At 36.1% G+C, this 17,482-nt stretch carries 15 protein-coding genes; 11 read left to right on the top strand and 4 right to left on the bottom strand.

Features of this window, described 5'->3' with window-relative positions; all coding sequences use genetic code 11:
• Positions 1-29: 29 nt before the first annotated feature.
• Positions 30-755 (bottom strand): glycerophosphodiester phosphodiesterase, encoded by a 726-nt coding sequence (locus tag AC3WTA_RS25045; RefSeq protein WP_001039760.1) that lies wholly within the window; start codon positions 753-755, stop codon positions 30-32.
• A gap of 152 nt (positions 756-907) precedes the next feature.
• Between AC3WTA_RS25045 and AC3WTA_RS25040 the strand changes: the two genes are divergently transcribed.
• From AC3WTA_RS25040 to speB, 4 genes are all read left to right on the top strand, one after another.
• Positions 908-1,315 carry a MerR family transcriptional regulator gene (locus AC3WTA_RS25040; RefSeq protein WP_000276576.1) on the top strand — a complete coding sequence of 136 codons (408 nt, stop codon included), beginning with the start codon at positions 908-910 and terminating at the stop codon, positions 1,313-1,315.
• Positions 1,316-1,320: 5 nt separating this feature from the next.
• Complete coding sequence (locus tag AC3WTA_RS25035) at positions 1,321-2,484, top strand: MFS transporter (RefSeq protein WP_000444247.1); 1,164 nt, start codon at positions 1,321-1,323, stop codon at positions 2,482-2,484.
• 186 nt (positions 2,485-2,670) lie between these two features.
• The gene (speE, locus tag AC3WTA_RS25030) at positions 2,671-3,498 is read left to right on the top strand and encodes a polyamine aminopropyltransferase (protein ID WP_000424696.1); all 828 of its coding nucleotides are present in this window, start codon (positions 2,671-2,673) and stop codon (positions 3,496-3,498) included.
• 219 nt (positions 3,499-3,717) lie between these two features.
• Entirely contained in the window at positions 3,718-4,590 is an 873-nt protein-coding gene (gene speB, locus AC3WTA_RS25025) for an agmatinase (RefSeq protein ID WP_001209823.1), read from the top strand.
• A gap of 264 nt (positions 4,591-4,854) precedes the next feature.
• Here the strand turns inward: speB and AC3WTA_RS25020 are convergent, their stop codons facing one another.
• Positions 4,855-5,892: a PTS sugar transporter subunit IIC gene (locus AC3WTA_RS25020; RefSeq protein WP_000996303.1), complete on the bottom strand. Its 1,038-nt coding sequence runs from the start codon at positions 5,890-5,892 to the stop codon at positions 4,855-4,857.
• Positions 5,893-6,126: 234 nt separating this feature from the next.
• Between AC3WTA_RS25020 and AC3WTA_RS25015 the strand changes: the two genes are divergently transcribed.
• Positions 6,127-6,489 carry a YxeA family protein gene (locus AC3WTA_RS25015; RefSeq protein ID WP_000779940.1) on the top strand — a complete coding sequence of 121 codons (363 nt, stop codon included), beginning with the start codon at positions 6,127-6,129 and terminating at the stop codon, positions 6,487-6,489.
• Positions 6,490-6,514: 25 nt separating this feature from the next.
• Here AC3WTA_RS25015 and AC3WTA_RS25010 read toward each other — a convergent pair whose 3' ends face one another.
• Positions 6,515-7,501 (bottom strand): S66 family peptidase, encoded by a 987-nt coding sequence (locus AC3WTA_RS25010; RefSeq protein WP_000938064.1) that lies wholly within the window; start codon positions 7,499-7,501, stop codon positions 6,515-6,517.
• Positions 7,502-7,703: 202 nt separating this feature from the next.
• On the opposite strand from AC3WTA_RS25010, the gene AC3WTA_RS25005 reads away from it, so the two are divergent.
• The 5 genes from AC3WTA_RS25005 (at position 7,704) to AC3WTA_RS24985 (ending at position 11,463) form a co-directional block, all read left to right on the top strand.
• On the top strand, positions 7,704-8,141 hold the full coding sequence (locus AC3WTA_RS25005; protein ID WP_000414868.1) for a YwiB family protein: 438 nt from the start codon (positions 7,704-7,706) through the stop codon (positions 8,139-8,141).
• Positions 8,141-9,811, top strand: a complete 1,671-nt coding sequence (argS, locus tag AC3WTA_RS25000; RefSeq protein ID WP_001086441.1) for an arginine--tRNA ligase — start codon at positions 8,141-8,143, stop codon at positions 9,809-9,811. The genes AC3WTA_RS25005 and argS overlap by 1 nt, the downstream gene beginning before the upstream one ends.
• Before the next feature lie 168 nt (positions 9,812-9,979).
• Positions 9,980-10,507, top strand: coding sequence for an RNA polymerase sigma factor (locus tag AC3WTA_RS24995; RefSeq protein ID WP_000391646.1), 528 nt, complete (start codon positions 9,980-9,982; stop codon positions 10,505-10,507).
• Positions 10,494-10,808 (top strand): hypothetical protein, encoded by a 315-nt coding sequence (locus AC3WTA_RS24990; protein WP_000656677.1) that lies wholly within the window; start codon positions 10,494-10,496, stop codon positions 10,806-10,808. Before AC3WTA_RS24995 ends, AC3WTA_RS24990 begins: the two co-directional genes overlap by 14 nt.
• The gene (locus tag AC3WTA_RS24985) at positions 10,792-11,463 is read left to right on the top strand and encodes an ABA4-like family protein (RefSeq protein ID WP_000568903.1); all 672 of its coding nucleotides are present in this window, start codon (positions 10,792-10,794) and stop codon (positions 11,461-11,463) included. Before AC3WTA_RS24990 ends, AC3WTA_RS24985 begins: the two co-directional genes overlap by 17 nt.
• A gap of 25 nt (positions 11,464-11,488) precedes the next feature.
• Here the strand turns inward: AC3WTA_RS24985 and AC3WTA_RS24980 are convergent, their stop codons facing one another.
• Positions 11,489-11,863 carry a hypothetical protein gene (locus AC3WTA_RS24980; RefSeq protein WP_000738235.1) on the bottom strand — a complete coding sequence of 125 codons (375 nt, stop codon included), beginning with the start codon at positions 11,861-11,863 and terminating at the stop codon, positions 11,489-11,491.
• Positions 11,864-13,585: 1,722 nt separating this feature from the next.
• Between AC3WTA_RS24980 and AC3WTA_RS24975 the strand changes: the two genes are divergently transcribed.
• The coding region (locus tag AC3WTA_RS24975) for a Cna B-type domain-containing protein (RefSeq protein WP_492333073.1) at positions 13,586-17,482 on the top strand (3,897 nt) is incomplete at its 3' end.

The raw sequence follows: 17,482 nt of genomic DNA, 5'->3' as shown, positions 1-17,482 counted from the left end.
GAAATTTCGAAAACAAAAAGCTCCTTCAATTAAGAAAGGAGCTCAAAGGCACGTGCTGGCCAATCGGTAATAATGACATCCACGCCGTAGTCAATCATAGTTTGTAAATCTTTGTATTCGTTAATTGTATAAGGGCGGAAAACGTACCCTTGATTTTGTGCAAATAGGACAAATTCTTTTGTTAATAATTGAAAGTTTGGGTGTAAACCAGTTGCTTCTCTATTTTTTGCTTCAGCGATAGGATCAGCAAGTGGTGTATCATATAAAATTGCTCTTGGGATTTCAGGAGCTATTTCTGCTAGTAATGAAACAGAGTCGTGGTTAAATGATGAGAATACAATTTGATTAGATAGATGATATTCACGAACGAGAGCAACCACCTTTTCTTCAATGGTTGGATAGTGGATAACATCTGTTTTTAACTCAATATTGAGCTGTAAATTTGTCGTAGATAGCCAAATGAATACTTCACGTAACGTTGGGATTTTTGCTTCATGGAAAGAAGGGTCTTTATGGCTACCAGCATCTAAAGTTTGTAATTCCGCTACCGTTTTTTCAGAAACAAGACCTATGCCATTTGTTGTGCGATCTACTGTTTCATCGTGAATCACGACAAGTTCACCATCTTTTGATAGGTGGACATCAAGCTCAATGCCATGGGCACCAATACGTTCTGCTTCTTGGAAAGCGATCATCGTATTTTCAGGATGTGTCCCTTTTACCCCGCGGTGGGCGAAAATAAGTGGTTTATTCATACGGAAATCTCCTTATCGTTTCTTTTCCTTTATTATGAAACTGCTTTTGGAAAAATACAATTGAATGGGAGAAACATTTACAAAAGTCTAACAGTTGCACAAAAGTTAACGTTAACGTAAAATGTAATAATCGAGTGAAGGGAGGAATAAACATGTATAAAATTGATGAAGTCACAAAGCAAGTTGGTTTAACAAAACGTACACTTCGTTATTATGAGGAAATTGGTTTAATTCATCCCCCTGAACGTAGTGAGGGGAACATTCGCCTGTATACGGACGAGGACATCGGCAGAATTAAAAGGATTGTAGAAGCGAAAGAAGTATTAGGGATTACGCTTCAAGAAATGCAACATTTTTTATCGTTAAAAGAAAGAATGGAGCAAAGAAGAAATAGTGAGAATCCTCGTGACCGCGAAGTGATTCAAGAAATTAAAGAGATGCTTGAAAAACAAGTGCAAACGCTAGACGAGAAAATGGAGCAAATGCAGCGTGTAAAGGCGGAACTCGAAGATAGCCTACATCGTGCAGTGACATTTTTGGAGAGTACAAAAGGAGAATGATCAAAATGGAGAGCAAACAAAAATTAGGGAGATTGATTACAGTGGTTGCTACCTTCCTTGCCTTTTCGGGTATAGGGGTAGTCGACCCAATCTTACCAAGCATTGCTGAGCAAATTGGTGCATCGCACTGGCAAGTAGAGATGTTATTTACAGCATATATTTTAACGATGGCAATTATGATGTTACCAGCTGGAATATTCGCATCAAGATTTGGTGATAAAAGAATGATGACGATCGGCCTTGCGATCGTGACTGTATTTGCGTTTATATGCGGTATATCGCAAACGATTGCCCAATTATCTCTTTTCCGCGCTGGATGGGGATTAGGAAATGCGATGTTCTTCGCAACGGCGATGACATTATTGATTGCATTGAGTAAAGAAGTTCATGAAGCAGTAGGACTATATGAAGCAGCTATCGGTTTAGGGATGGCAGGCGGACCGTTATTAGGCGGGATATTAGGTGGACATTCTTGGCGTTACCCATTTTTTGCGACGAGTATTTTAATTTTCTTAGCATTTATTTTAGTTTTCTTTTTTGTAAAAGAACCGGAGCGAAAAGTGAAACGTAAGGCGGCAGGCGTAGGGGAATTGCTTAACCTGGTGAAATATAAACCGTTTATGCAAGGTGCGATTTCAGGAATGTTATACTACTACGGATTTTTCGTTGTGTTAGCATATTCACCACTTATTATGCATTTATCTGCTATTCAATTAGGGTTTGTATTTTGCGGATGGGGATTAGCGTTAGCTTACGGTTCTGCAATTTTGGCCCATAAGCTAGAAGGGAAATATGAGCCGAAAGCATTGTTGAAAGGTAGTTTACTCGTATTTGCGCTTTTCTTAATCGCACTATTCTTCGTGAAAGTTATGTGGTTACAAATCGTATTAATTGTTCTATCGGGATTAGCATCTGGATTAAATAATGCATTATTTACAAGTTATGTAATGGATATTTCACCTTATGAAAGATCTGTTACATCAGGTGTTTATAACTTCGTTCGTTGGTTAGGTGGCGCAATTGCTCCAATCTTATCAGGAATCATCGGTCACACTGTTTCACCGCAAAGTCCGTTTTTAGTCGGTGGAATTGTTGTGTTAGTCGGTTGTGTAATGATTTTAATTCCGGTTCGAAAGCCGGTAGAAATAGAGACAAAAGCCCTTTCTTAAGAAAGGGTTTTCTTTCCTATTACAGAGCAATCCCTTTTCGTACATATGTTAGAACCCTCTGACTAAAATATATTTTCGGTATTTTTGTACTTTTAACTATACTTTTTGGATGTTTTGTTTTATTTTTGTTAGGGGACATTAATGATGTCCCTATTATAAATTTGCATTGAAAGGCGTGATTGTACGATGGAACTATGGTTCACTGAAAAACAAACAAAACATTTTGGGATTACGGCGCGTATTAACCGCACATTACATACGGAGCAAACAGAATTCCAAAAACTTGATATGGTTGAAACGGAAGAGTTCGGAAACATGCTTATTTTAGATGGCATGGTTATGACAACAGAAAAAGATGAGTTCGTTTATCATGAAATGGTAGCGCACGTACCTTTATTTACACATCCAAACCCTGAAAACGTATTAGTTGTAGGTGGTGGCGATGGCGGTGTTATTCGTGAAGTATTAAAACACCCAAGCGTAAAGAAAGCAACTCTTGTTGAAATCGATGGAAAAGTAATTGAGTACTCTAAACAATACTTACCATCAATTGCAGGCGCACTAGATAATGAGCGCGTAGAAGTAAAAGTAGGAGACGGTTTCCTACACATCGCAGAAAGCGAAAATGAATATGACGTAATTATGGTAGATTCTACTGAGCCAGTAGGACCAGCAGTAAACCTATTTACAAAAGGCTTCTACGCTGGAATCTCTAAAGCATTAAAAGAAGATGGTATTTTCGTTGCACAAACGGACAACCCTTGGTTCACACCAGAACTAATTACAACTGTGTTTAAAGACGTAAAGGAGATCTTCCCAATTACTCGTTTATACACAGCGAATATTCCAACTTACCCAAGTGGTCTTTGGACGTTCACAATTGGATCTAAAAAACATGATCCATTAGAAGTGAGTGAAGAGCGTTTCCACGAAATTGAAACGAAATACTACACAAAAGAATTACACAATGCAGCATTCGCATTACCGAAATTTGTTGGCGATTTAATTAAGTAAGAAATCGAGTTTGAACAAATAAAGTGTAGGTAGCTCATTTAAGGTGTTTGTCCAGAAGACTTGAACATGCTAGCTACTTACACTCCTGTAATGAAAATCGTCTTCTTATTGTTAAAAAAGAAGACACCGGTAAATCGAGAAAGAGGAGCAGCTCGCTCCAAATTTGAGAAATAATGAAAGGTTGGGATACCTTAAGTTCCACATAAGGAGGAAAAGAGTATGCGTTTTGATGAAGCTTATTCAGGTAAAGTATTTATTAAAAGTCATCCAAGTTTTGAAGAGTCAGAGGCAGTTATTTACGGGATGCCAATGGATTGGACAGTAAGCTACCGTCCAGGTTCTCGTTTTGGCCCTGCACGTATTCGTGAAGTATCAATCGGTCTTGAAGAATATAGCCCATATTTAGATCGTGAACTAGAAGAGGTAAAATACTTTGATGCGGGTGATATTCCATTACCATTTGGAAATCCACAGCGTAGCATAGACATGATTGAAGAGTATGTATCAAAACTTTTAGATGCCGATAAGTTTCCACTAGGTCTCGGCGGTGAGCACTTAGTGTCTTGGCCAATTTTTAAGGCAATGGCAAAAAAATATCCGGATTTAGCAATCATCCATATGGATGCCCATACTGATTTACGTGAATCGTATGAAGGGGAGCCTTTATCCCACTCTACACCTATTCGTAAAGTGTGCGATTTAATTGGTCCGGAAAACGTATATTCTTTCGGTATTCGTTCTGGAATGAAGGAAGAATTCGAATGGGCAAAAGAAGTAGGTATGAACTTATATAAATTTGACGTATTAGAACCGTTAAAAGAAGTATTACCGAAACTTGCAGGACGCCCAGTTTATGTCACAATCGACATTGACGTATTAGACCCAGCTCATGCTCCAGGAACAGGAACGTTAGAAGCTGGAGGTATCACATCTAAAGAATTATTAGATTCCATCGTGGCAATTGCAAATTCAAATATAAATGTAGTTGGAGCAGACTTAGTAGAAGTAGCTCCTGTCTACGACCATAGTGATCAAACACCAGTCGCAGCAAGCAAATTCGTGCGGGAAATGCTGCTCGGTTGGGTGAAATAAAAGTGAAGCCGACTGTTTAGACCCGGTGACTAAGGTTCTTTCCTGCAAAAGGTGTTTTTTACCTCGAAGGAAGAAGCGGAGCCACCGATCATTCAGCCGATGCAGCTAGATAAAATAAGAGCCCCCTATTCATATAGGAGGCTCTTATTTTGTCGTTATGTGTCGGTAAGTTGATATATTAAAAAAATCGCTAATATAATTTCATTTACTGTCACGCAACATCAAAAAGAGCTATTCATCAAACGATGAGAATAGCTCTTTTTCTTATGCAACCTTTTCTTCCGAAGTAATGCCGCGAATTTCATCAGCAGAACGAATTGGATATTTACGGAACACGATTGATCCGATGTATCCAACAATCGTGGTAACGATTCCACATAATACAGCAGCAATTGTTACTTTTACAACGTCATTAAATCCGAATAAGACAAGAAGTCCTGGGATTGGTGATGCTGTTCCTGGTGCATTATTAACGAGCTGGAACAGAGATGTAATAATACCAGCAAGCGCACCGCCAACGAAGTTTGTCGCATAAATTGGAATTGGATTTGCTGAAACAACATCGGCTTGTGTTAAAGGCTCGATTGCTACAGCGATTGTGTCTTTCTTTGAACAAATCTTTAGTCGCTTAAAGAAAATAAAGTTCATCGGGGCTGAGGCTGCTACGGCAAGACTACCAATTGCCATTGGTAAACCTGTTAATCCAAGCATTGCAGTTAGTGCCATAGAACTTAATGGAGAGGTAGAAATAACTGTTATTAATCCACCAAGCATAATACCCATAATGATAGGACTTTCTGTAGTTGCAACTGAAATCATAGAACCGATTTTACCAAGTGTTGCGTTCACGAGCGGATCCATAAGCATGGCCATGCCGCGCGAGATTGGTGCAGCAATAAATAAAATTGCTAAGAATTCTACACCAGCCGGTAATTTCTTTTCGAGAAATTTCACGACGAAAGCGCAAATGTATCCAGCGAAAAATCCTGGTAAAATACCGAATCCACTAGTAGCGATACCGATTAAAACAGCATATACGGGTGAAACACCGATTGCTAGTGCGACTAAAATTGCCGCTGCGACACCGCTCATACTACCAGAAGCTTCTCCTACTGATTGTAAAAAGTCATTATGAAACATTTCTCCACCGATATAACGGTGAAATGCTTCAATAAGAAAACTTGCGATTGCTGCATTAGCTAAAGCACCCATTGCTTTCATTCCGTAAGGAGCATGGTAACTAAAAAGTGTAAATAGACAAAGTACAACAAGTAATAGTGCTAAACCTTGCAAGATAGCCATTTGAAAACTGTCTCCTTTGATTTTTGTAATAAAAATTTGTATCATTCAATAATAATATAAAAGTTCATGAAACGGAAAAATTTTTTATTGGGAAATTGCTATAAGTTGAAAAACCCTTACAATAATGTAAGGAAAGTGTAAGACTTTTCAATAGAGTATAGTATGCCTTTTTCCGTATAATACAGGTATAGACATAAGATTAGTGAGAAAGAAGTGCAAACAGGAGGCGCATGTATGAAATTGGTAATTAAAGTTTTAGTTGTATTCGCCATCATTCTAGGTGGAACAGCGTACTATTTGAACACAAAAACAGAAGGTGTACATGCTTTTGTAGACAACTTCTTTTCAAATAAAGAAATACAAGATTATTATGCGGTGATAGATAAAGGTGAGAAAAAAGACGGTGAATACTTGTATACATTTAAAGGGTATACAGAAGACGGAAAGTTACAAGTTGTGAAAAGAATGATGAACCGTGAATTGCATACGGGAGCATTTATAAAAATTTATGCAAAAGGTATGCAAGGAAAAGGATGGGCTGAAATCTCAAAAGAATCAATTCCGCAAAAAGCGTTGGAAAAAATAGAAAAACCATAAAAGGAGCGACTCATTCGCTCCTTTTTTAGTGCGTTAAAATGGTGATAGATGTCTTTTCTTTATTAGAAATGATTTTTGCACGTCCACCAATTGGGAAAGTGAAAATCGGGGTTGTATGCCCGAAACTTGCGTTTGCAATGATAGGTATATGTATAAGTTCAGGCTTTGAAGCAATCATTTCTTGAATGTCTTCTATCGTACATTTTGTTCCTTTTTGCATTCTTCCTATAACAATGCCTTTTACATGTTCAAAGTTAGGTTGCTGCATAAGAGAATGTAAATAACGATCAAAAGTGTTAAGGGTAGCTTTTTCAGTTAAACTATCCTCCTCAAGAAATAATATTTTATCCTGTAAGTTTGGCATATATGGTGTACCTTGTAGTAAATTCAATGTGCTCATATTACCACCGATAATCTCTCCAGTTGCTTCGCCTTCATGAATCGAAACATAACCTTCATTTTTAATAAATTCTCGATTTTCCTGATCGATGTACCAAGAATCATCGCTCCATGTTTCAGATGGCAGGACTTCAATAGGTTCATTAGAAGTTAAGCATTTTAAAAAGTAATCAGTCGTATATTCGAGACCTTTCTCCATTCCAAATGAAGAGAAATGGGGGCCTGAATATGTAACAAGTCCTGCTTTTGTGTAAATTGCATTATTTAAAGCGGTAATATCAGAATAGCCACAGAAAAACTTCGGGTTTTCTCGAATTAAATCATAATCGAGATGTTTCAATAAACCATTAGAGTTGTATCCGCCAAGTGTTGTCAAAACGGCTTTTACATTAGGGTCTCTAAATGCATCATGAAGATCTTGAACACGTGAAGAAATAGAAGAAGAAGCAAATCGATCTATCTCATCAGCATATGTTGAGAATGTAACTTGAAAGCCCATGTCAGTTAATCTTTTTACAGCAAGCTTTCTGTTTTCAGTTGAGACAATACTTAAACTACAAGATGGTGAAATAACTCTAATTTCATCACCTTTTTTCAATTTTGTTGGTAGCACATAATTCACCTCTTTAAATGAAAGAATATTTAGATTTAAAAAATATTTTATCATATGAAATAAGGTGAAGGTGAATTATTTTTTGAAAAGGAGTTTTCCTGATTTTTCAGCAGACAGACAGAGGTTTTTTTTGATATGATAGGAAAAGTGATTTATTATAAGTAGTATTTAATATCTATAACATTTGAAAGGTGTGCAAGACGTGGAGAAACAACTTGCAGGCTTGCCGGTACACGTTCATTTCGTAACAGAAATCCGTGAAGGGGCGAGGAAGGAAACCGTTGCTTTTGAAGCAAATGGTCAATACTATGTAAAAGGTCAAGGTACATATGTAACATTCCAAGAGCCGAACGAACAGGGCGAAGTGAAAACAATTATTAAAATTCAAGATGAACAAGTTCTCATTATGCGTTCAGGTGCTGTTTCAATGCGTCAAACGCATGTGAAAGGTGAATGGACAACTGGTACGTATACGAGTGAACTTGGTACGTTTGCATTGCAAACGAAAACTGATAACGTTCTTTTTAAATGGTCGGATGAAAAGAAAAAAGGACAACTCTTCTTAACGTACGCATTGCTTCTAAGTGAACAAGAAGCTGGCAGATATACAATTACACTTAATTTGAAGGAGGCAAAATAATGAATTCTTTAGAACAAGTAAAAGGATTAATTAAAGAAGAAATTCAAGCTGCTGTATTAAAGGCAGAATTAGCGACAGAAGAACAGATTCCAAACGTTGTATTAGAATCTCCAAAAGATAAAACAAATGGTGACTTCTCTACAAATATGGCAATGCAACTTGCACGCGTTGCGAAAAAAGCACCTCGTATGATTGCAGAAGAATTAGTTGCAAACTTCGATAAAGCAAAAGCTTCTATTGAAAAAATTGAAATCGCAGGTCCTGGTTTCATTAACTTCTACATGGATAATAGCTACTTAACAGACTTAATCCCAACAATCGTTAACGCTGGCGAAGCTTACGGTGAAACGAATACTGGTAAAGGTGAAAAAGTACAAATTGAGTTCGTATCTGCGAACCCAACAGGTGACCTTCACTTAGGACATGCACGTGGTGCGGCAGTGGGTGACACTTTATGTAACGTATTAGCAAAAGCAGGATACGATGTATCTCGTGAGTACTACATTAATGACGCTGGTAACCAAATTCATAACTTAGCTCTTTCTGTTGAAGCTCGTTACATGCAAGCTTTAGGCCTAGAGAAAGAAATGCCAGAAGACGGATACCATGGTGCGGACATCATTGGAATCGGTAAGCTTTTAGCTGAAGAATTTGGTGATCGTTATGCAAAAGCTGATGCAGAAGAAAGCTATGAGTTCTATCGTTCATACGGTTTAAAATATGAGTTAGCAAAACTTCAAAAAGACTTAGAAAGCTTCCGTGTTAAATTTGATGTATGGTTCTCAGAAACATCATTATACAAAAACGGAAAAATCGATGCTGCACTTGCAGTATTAAAAGAGCGTGATGAGATCTTTGAAGAAGGCGGTGCAACTTGGTTCCGTTCTATGACTTACGGTGACGACAAAAACCGTGTATTAATTAAAAACGACGGTTCTTACACATACTTAACGCCAGATATCGCTTACCACCGTGATAAATTAGAGCGTGGTTTCGATAAGTTAATCAACATTTGGGGTGCTGACCACCACGGTTACATTCCTCGTATGAAAGCTGCTATTCAAGCGCTTGGTTACGATAAAGAAACACTTGAAGTAGAAATCATCCAAATGGTACAACTGTACCAAAATGGTGAAAAAATGAAGATGAGTAAGCGTACAGGTAAAGCAGTTACACTTCGTGAGCTTATGGAAGAAGTAGGCGTGGACGCAATGCGTTACTTCTTCGCAATGCGTAGCGGTGATTCTCATTTAGACTTTGATATGGATTTAGCTGTATCAAAATCTAATGAAAACCCAGTATACTATGCACAGTATGCTCATGCTCGCGTATGCAGTATCCTTCGTCAAGGTGAAGAGTTAGGATTAGCTACAGGCGGAGACGTGAACTACAAACTTGTTACTTCTGAGAAAGAAGTAGAGTTACTGAAAAAACTTGGTGAATTCCCAGCTGTAGTTGCGGATGCAGCGCAAAAACGTCTGCCACACCGCATTACAAGCTATGCATTTGAATTAGCAGCAGCATTACACAGCTTCTACAATGCAGAAAAAGTATTAAACCAAGACAACTTAGAATTAAGTAAAGCTCGCTATGAGTTAATGAAAGCAGTACGTACTACACTTCAAAATGCATTAGCAATCGTAGGAGTATCTGCACCAGAAAAAATGTAATAAAGAAAAGCGGAAGCCACTGAGTATTCTAGTCGATTTTTCGTTTTCAGTAAAAGGCAATCACACGATGTTGTGATTGCCTTTTTGTATGGAGATAATAAAAAAATAAAATTTTATCAAACAAAAGGAGAATTTGCGTCGTCTTATATAAATGACAGGAGGTTTAAGATGGAAGAAAAGGTAGAAGAATTAATTGATATATATAAGCAGCAAATATATTCCTTATGCTATAAATTAGCGAAAACGAAAGAAGATGCAGAAGATATTTTTCAAGAGACTTGGATAAAAGTTTTTTCCTCTAGGCACCAACTTTCTTGCGTGGAAAATTATAAAAAATGGATTACTACAATTTGTGTTCGTACGTTTTATGACTTTTATCGTAAAAAGAAAAGGTGGAAAGATCGCGTATTGGATTTGTTTCATAAAGAGGATGGTGGAGAAATCGATTTCGCAGATGAAGTGAATATATCAGAAGAATTTATTCAAAAAGTGGAAGCGGAAATGATACAAGAAGTTATACAGCTATTGAATGAAAAATATAAAACCGTGCTCGTACTCTACTATTATGAACAATACTCTTATAAAGAAATGAGCGAAATATTAAATATACCGATTGGTACGGTGAAATACCGCCTTAATTATGCGAAGAAGCAAATACGGGAACATTTGGGGGGGTTCGTTTATGAAGGAAGATAAGTTTGATCAGAAGATAAGGAGCAGCTTAGCTGAAGACACGATTCCAAGCGAAGAGCTGATAAATAATACGAAACAGAGCGTACGAAATGCTCGAAAATTAGAGAAGAGATGGGTTATTTGTATTCATGCTATTTGGATTATTTTATTAACAGTTGTTATGGAGCAGTTTGTCACTCATTTGAATCATAAAGTCCCTATGTTGATAGCAAGTGTGATTATGATGCATCTATACGTTCCTATATATGTTGTCATACAGTCATTTTTAAAGAAGGAGTATAAATTACATGATAGAGTTCGCTAATCCATTTGTAGTATTTGAGATAGCTGGGATTACAATGCTTTTGACTTTTATAGCACTTTTAGTATGTGTAGCATCATGGGTGTATACAGATGCGAAAACGCGTGGAATAAGTAGGTGGTGGAGTGTTATAGCGATTGTATTGCCATTTTTTATTGGAGTTTTGTTATATATGATACGAAGAAGTAACAAGAAAATAGAAGGAGAACATACGATGAAGGCTATGAAAAAACAAAAGATAACATTAGTTGTCATATTTGCAAGTACGATGTTTGTATTACTGAGCGGCTTTGCTTTCGTTCAAACGTTAGATGATATGTGGAGAGCTGGTGATATATATTTAGAAAATGAGAAGCAAAGGGAGACCGGTTACGAGGCAAAATTCTCATCATGGGATATTACTGGGAAAGATATTGAACTTGAGTATGCAAAAGATACAGAAGTAACATTTTCTTATGAGACAGATGCAAAACGTGGGAATTTATGTTTTAGCTTGTATGAAAGGCAAGGAGAAGGTATAAGAGAGTTAAAAGAGATCTGTGAATCGAAAAAAGGTACTTTCAAAGCTACATTAAAGGCAAATGAAAAGTATGTATTTAATATAAGTGGTGTAATGGTGAAAGATGGTTTTGTAAAAGTGAATTGGGAAATAAAATAAAGGGCCTTGAGAAAGGCCCTTTATTCTATTGGATTGTATACGTAACAGAAAAGCTAACAGGACTATAGTAAACGAAAGGTGCATGAAATTGAACATACATATTTCCATCTGTTTTTGCAGTGAAAATTCGGCCGTAACCATCAGAGTAGCGCCCGATAAGGTTATGATTTGAGTCATAAACACTGTAACTAGGAGTTTTACTGTTAGGTTGAATTGTTAGTTCCTGTCCTTTTTGAAGGAAAATAGGTTCTTGCTCAGAACTACTTCCAGTTTGTAAAGAATAAAATTTTGTAAAGCTTTGTTCTTGAGTGGCAGCAGCGACTTTTGTTTCAGGAATAAAAGCGGTAGCACCAGTAATTCCTGCTAAAGTTAAAGCACTGGCTAAAATCATTTTTTTCATAGTAGAAAAAACCTCCTTATTAGTTGTAATCATTTTTGTTACACTTAATATTGTATAGGATAATGAGCAGGAGGAAATATGCTTTTATGCATATATATATTTTCTCAATAAAATGTCACCACTTTAAAGTGGGTGATTTTTACTATAACTAATTGTTTTTTCTTTTGGACTGACAAAACAAGACGGATAAAGACTTTATTATATGTTTTTTTATTTTAATTAATTTATATTAAGAAATAGAAAAGTAAAACCTGAATTATTTGCATATTTTTAATGGGGATACAGATGTTATTACTTTTAAAAGAAAGGTGGGTTTTTCTGAAAAACATAAATATATAATGTTTTATAAATTAAGGAGAATTCTATGAGGGTGGTGAATCTTAGCCAGAATATGATATGCAAAATAGGATAATCGGTTAACCTAAAAACGCCTTATAATAATGAAGTGAAAATGGGGAACAACAATTAACTATTGATTTTTGGTAACAATTCTAGAATAATAGACTATGGAAAAAATTTGTTGTTTTTTGGGGGAATTACGAAAAAAGGCATGTCTGTATTATTTATTGATGAAAAGCTAATAGGGAATGTTGTAATTGCTTTAAATCATGTTATTACAATCAAGGTAAGTGTACTTAAATTTATAATCTACCTAACAACTTAGTAGGTAATCCTCAAAACTTCTTATTTATTTAAAGAGTTAGGGATTTGGTGCTAATCAACTTGGTTTTTTAGATTCGATAAAAATAATGAGGCGATATACACCTCTTATTTTTGATTTAACATCACTTATACTTATATATTAATACATAAATATATATAAGTATATATAAATATTTTATTATTCGTAAAGAAATTAAAAATTTTTAGCGGATAGATAATATGTAGGTTCATTTTAATTTTTTAGCATAGCTCTAGAATCAGATCCATCAGGAGAAACCCTTTTTCTTGACACCCATTTATATACTCCAAAAATGAAAAGACTGATTCCCGTATTTCTGCAAAATTCACCTGAAATCAGTTGAAAATCAAAAACGTTTTTAGTTACCCCAAAACTTGTTCCACTTTATTCAGATTTGGAGAATATTTCTTTTATCTTCATAGACAAACAATACTTCGTTCGTAATATTTTAACTCGCTCCACATTTATAAGCTTTTTTGTTGGTATGCTTAATTCGACTATAATCCTTAATTTTCGTTATTTTTTCAGGACGATAATTATGGGAGTTGATGGGATGCATATTTACTGTGAAGTAGTTAGTCTATGTTTGCCCGCACTAAAGTCTTTTACACACAGAATAATCATTTTATAATCCCTAAGGCACAAAAGAAGAATGGTTGTCATGTATTCCATTATCTGTCACCTATATATATTTATTATTTAAACTTCGTTATCAAAGTTTATCTATGTTTCTATTAAAAATATAGGTCAAAAGTACATAATTGTAGGCATGTTGAAAATGTTAGATAGACTTATAAAAAATCAAGTTTCAAGTTGTTAAGTAGTAGTGAAGGAGGGAAGAAATCATAGTAGCTATTAAAAATACGCAGGTGAAATAGTTGGATAACAGAATTTTCGTCATAACATGTTTGTACCAGAAACTATTTATATTTTAAATTATGAGGAGGCTAACATAAAGTATGTATTTAAAGAGAATAACTTCGATTTTTTCGATTATAATGATTTTTATGTTTACTATAGGTCAGAGTCTTTTGCCTATAGTGGCTAATGCACAAGAATTAAATAACACAGGGATTGTAGATAGCTTTACGTTCGATAAAGAAAAATTAGGTTACTACGAACGAATGGGAATAAAAGTGGAGTTTAGTGAAAAACCTGGAAATAGGATAAAGCCTGGGGACACACTAACGTTAACGTTACCTCCAGAATTACAAGGATTTAGTGACACGATTCAGTTAGATGATTATGGTACTTGTAAAGTAAATGCAGGTACTGTGGTATGTACATTTAATGACAAGGTGGAATCAGAGAAAGATATTCAAGGTCATTTTTATTTTACAGTTCAATCCACTTATGCGGAAATAGATCAAGAGAATAAGGTTGAGACAAATTTAGGTACAATTTTAGATAAGCAATCTGTCACAGTTACTGGTCCAAGCGGTGGCGGTGGTACAGATCCTGGAAAGGGACCTTTTTCCTACAAAGCCGGTGAAATCCGACCAGAAAACACTAATGAAGTGAACTGGTATTTAATTGTAAACTATAACAAAGAAGTCTTAAGTAATAATATTGATTTGACTGATACCTTGCAGGGAGGCCAAACGCTTAATAAGGATAGCTTCTATTTTGATTATGATAACGGTAATCCCGAAGACCGTAAAAATTTATCATTAGAAAAGTTCGTAGCTGAAGGTTATGGAAAGATTCAGTTTAATAGTGACGAAACCTCTTTTAGCGTTGAGATTAATAAGGATAAAGCAAGTGGTAACACAGTTACAATTGGTTATAAAGCTAATATAACTGAAAGCGGAAAGAACCAAAAGGATCTTGAGAATAAGTATACGATTAAATACCAAGTTAAAGATGAGGGTTTAATTACTAATTCGGATGGTTCCGTAGTTGAAAATATAATATCTGGTGGCGGCGCTGGAGGTAATAAGACTATATCAGTTTCAGGAACGAAGAAATGGAACGATAACAATGCAACAGATCGTCCAGCAACAATCAAAGTAGATTTACTACAAAGTGGTAAAGTAGTAGACACGAAAGAAGTAACAGCAGAAAAAGATTGGAAGTATGAATTTAAAGAATTAGCGGCATATGATGCCGAAGGTAAGGCATATGAGTATAAAGTGAAAGAACAACCGGTAGCAGGATATGAATCCAAAGTAGAAGGTTATGACATCACAAATACAAAAGTAGTACAAACGACAAACATTTCAGGAACGAAAAAATGGGAAGACTACAACAATAAATTTGGTACACGCCCAGAAAGCATCAAGGTTGAATTGCTTCAAGGTGATAAAGTGATACAAGACACGACAGTGAAAGCTGATGAAAAAGGAAACTGGAATTTCAGTTTTAAAGATCTACCGAAGTACGATGAAAAAGGAAAAGAAATTCAATACAAAGTAAGTGAAGTGAAAGTAGACGGCTACGAGACAAAAGTAGAAGGAACAACAATCACGAACACGTACAAAAATACAGAAACAACAGAAGTGAAGGGTAAGAAAGTCTGGGAAGACTACGACAACAAGTTCAACACGCGTCCAGGAAGTATCACAGTACAATTGCTTCAAGGTGATAAAGTGATACAAGATACAAAGGTGGAAGCAGATAAAGAGGGTAACTGGAACTTTAGCTTTAAAGATCTACCGAAGTACGATGAAAAAGGAAATGAAATCAAGTACACAGTAAGTGAAGTGAAAGTAGACGGCTACGAGACAAAAGTAGAGGGAACAACAATCACGAATACTTATAAGAATACGGACAAAACAGAAGTAAGTGGTAAGAAAGTCTGGGAAGATTACAACAACAAGTTCAACACGCGTCCAGAAAGTATCACAGTACAATTGCTTCAAGGTGATAAAGTGATACAAGACACGACAGTGAAAGCTGATGAAAAAGGAAACTGGAATTTCAGTTTTAAAGATCTACCGAAGTATGATGAAAAAGGAAATGAAGTTCAATACAAAGTAAGTGAAGTGAAAGTTGACGGCTACGAGACAAAAGTAGAGGGAACAACAATCACGAACACGTACAAAAATACAGAAACAACAGAAGTGAAGGGTAAGAAAGTCTGGGAAGACTACGACAACAAATTCAACACACGTCCAGGAAGCATCAAAGTTGAATTGCTTCAAGGTGATAAAGTGATACAAGATACAAAGGTGGAAGCAGATAAAGAAGGTAATTGGAACTACAGCTTCAAAGATCTACCGAAGTATGATGAAAAAGGAAATGAAATCAAGTACACAGTAAGTGAAGTGAAAGTAGACGGCTACGAGACAAAAGTAGACGGAACAACAATCACGAATACTTATAAGAATACGGACAAAACAGAAGTAAGTGGTAAGAAAGTCTGGGAAGACTACGACAACAAGTTCAAAACGCGTCCAGGAAGTATCACAGTACAATTGCTTCAAGGTGATAAAGTGATACAAGATACAAAGGTGGAAGCAGATAAAGAGGGTAACTGGAACTTTAGCTTTAAAGATCTACCGAAGTACGATGAAAAAGGAAATGAAATCAAGTACACAGTAAGTGAAGTGAAAGTAGACGGCTACGAGACAAAAGTAGAGGGAACAACAATCACGAACACGTACAAAAATACAGATAAAATAGAAGTAAATGGTAAGAAAGTCTGGGAAGACTACGACAACAAATTCAACACGCGTCCAGGAAGCATCAAAGTTGAATTGCTTCAAGGTGATAAAGTGATACAAGATACAAAGGTGGAAGCAGATAAAGAAGGTAATTGGAACTACAGCTTCAAAGATCTACCGAAGTATGATGAAAAAGGAAATGAAATCAAGTACACAGTAAGTGAAGTGAAAGTAGACGGCTACGAGACAAAAGTAGACGGAACAACAATCACGAATACTTATAAGAATACGGACAAAACAGAAGTAAGTGGTAAGAAAGTCTGGGAAGACTACAACAACAAGTTCAACACGCGTCCAGGAAGTATCACAGTACAATTGCTTCAAGGTGATAAAGTGATACAAGATACAAAGGCGGAAGCAGATAAAGAAGGTAATTGGAATTTCAGTTTTAAAGATCTACCGAAGTATGATGGACAAGGAAATGAAATTCAATACACAGTAAGTGAAGTGAAAGTAGACGGCTACGAGACAAAAGTAGACGGAACAACAATCACGAACACATACAAAAATACAGAAACAACAGAAGTGAAGGGTAAGAAAGTCTGGGAAGACTACGACAACAAATTCAACACACGTCCAGGAAGCATCAAAGTTGAATTGCATCAAGATGATAAAGTGATACAAGACACGACAGTGAAAGCTGATGAAAAAGGAAACTGGAATTTCAGCTTCAAAGATCTACCGAAGTATGATGAAAAAGGAAATGAAATCAAGTACACAGTAAGTGAAGTGAAAGTTGAAGGCTACGAGACAAAAGTAGAAGGAACAACAATCACGAATACTTATAAGAATACGGACAAAACAGAAGTAAGTGGTAAGAAAGTCTGGGAAGATTACAACAACAAGTTCAACACGCGTCCAGGAAGCATCAAAGTTGAATTGCTTCAAGGTGATAAAGTGATACAAGACACGACAGTGAAAGCTGATGAAAAAGGAAACTGGAATTTCAGTTTTAAAGATCTACCGAAGTATGATGAAAAAGGAAATGAAGTTCAATACAAAGTAAGTGAAGTGAAAGTTGACGGCTACGAGACAAAAGTAGAGGGAACAACAATCACGAACACGTACAAAAATACAGACAAAACAGAAGTAAATGGTAAGAAAGTCTGGGAAGACTACGACAACAAATTCAACACACGTCCAGAAAGTATCACAGTACAATTGCTTCAAGGTGATAAAGTGATACAAGACACGACAGTGAAAGCTGATGAAAAAGGAAACTGGAATTTCAGTTTTAAAGATCTACCGAAGTATGATGAAAAAGGAAATGAA

It is taken from the genome of Bacillus sp. EB106-07-01-XG149 (assembly GCF_058791555.1).
Note: the sequence above shows the minus strand (reverse complement) of the source record. Positions and strands in the feature narration are given on the sequence as shown.

Coding starts and splice junctions, on each gene's coding strand:
- AC3WTA_RS25045 (WP_001039760.1), bottom strand. CDS start 755: ATGAATAAACCACTTATTTTCGCCCACCGCGGGGTAAAAGGGACACAT.
- AC3WTA_RS25040 (WP_000276576.1), top strand. CDS start 908: ATGTATAAAATTGATGAAGTCACAAAGCAAGTTGGTTTAACAAAACGT.
- AC3WTA_RS25035 (WP_000444247.1), top strand. CDS start 1,321: ATGGAGAGCAAACAAAAATTAGGGAGATTGATTACAGTGGTTGCTACC.
- speE (WP_000424696.1), top strand. CDS start 2,671: ATGGAACTATGGTTCACTGAAAAACAAACAAAACATTTTGGGATTACG.
- speB (WP_001209823.1), top strand. CDS start 3,718: ATGCGTTTTGATGAAGCTTATTCAGGTAAAGTATTTATTAAAAGTCAT.
- AC3WTA_RS25020 (WP_000996303.1), bottom strand. CDS start 5,892: ATGGCTATCTTGCAAGGTTTAGCACTATTACTTGTTGTACTTTGTCTA.
- AC3WTA_RS25015 (WP_000779940.1), top strand. CDS start 6,127: ATGAAATTGGTAATTAAAGTTTTAGTTGTATTCGCCATCATTCTAGGT.
- argS (WP_001086441.1), top strand. CDS start 8,141: ATGAATTCTTTAGAACAAGTAAAAGGATTAATTAAAGAAGAAATTCAA.
- AC3WTA_RS24995 (WP_000391646.1), top strand. CDS start 9,980: ATGGAAGAAAAGGTAGAAGAATTAATTGATATATATAAGCAGCAAATA.
- AC3WTA_RS24990 (WP_000656677.1), top strand. CDS start 10,494: ATGAAGGAAGATAAGTTTGATCAGAAGATAAGGAGCAGCTTAGCTGAA.
- AC3WTA_RS24985 (WP_000568903.1), top strand. CDS start 10,792: ATGATAGAGTTCGCTAATCCATTTGTAGTATTTGAGATAGCTGGGATT.
- AC3WTA_RS24980 (WP_000738235.1), bottom strand. CDS start 11,863: ATGAAAAAAATGATTTTAGCCAGTGCTTTAACTTTAGCAGGAATTACT.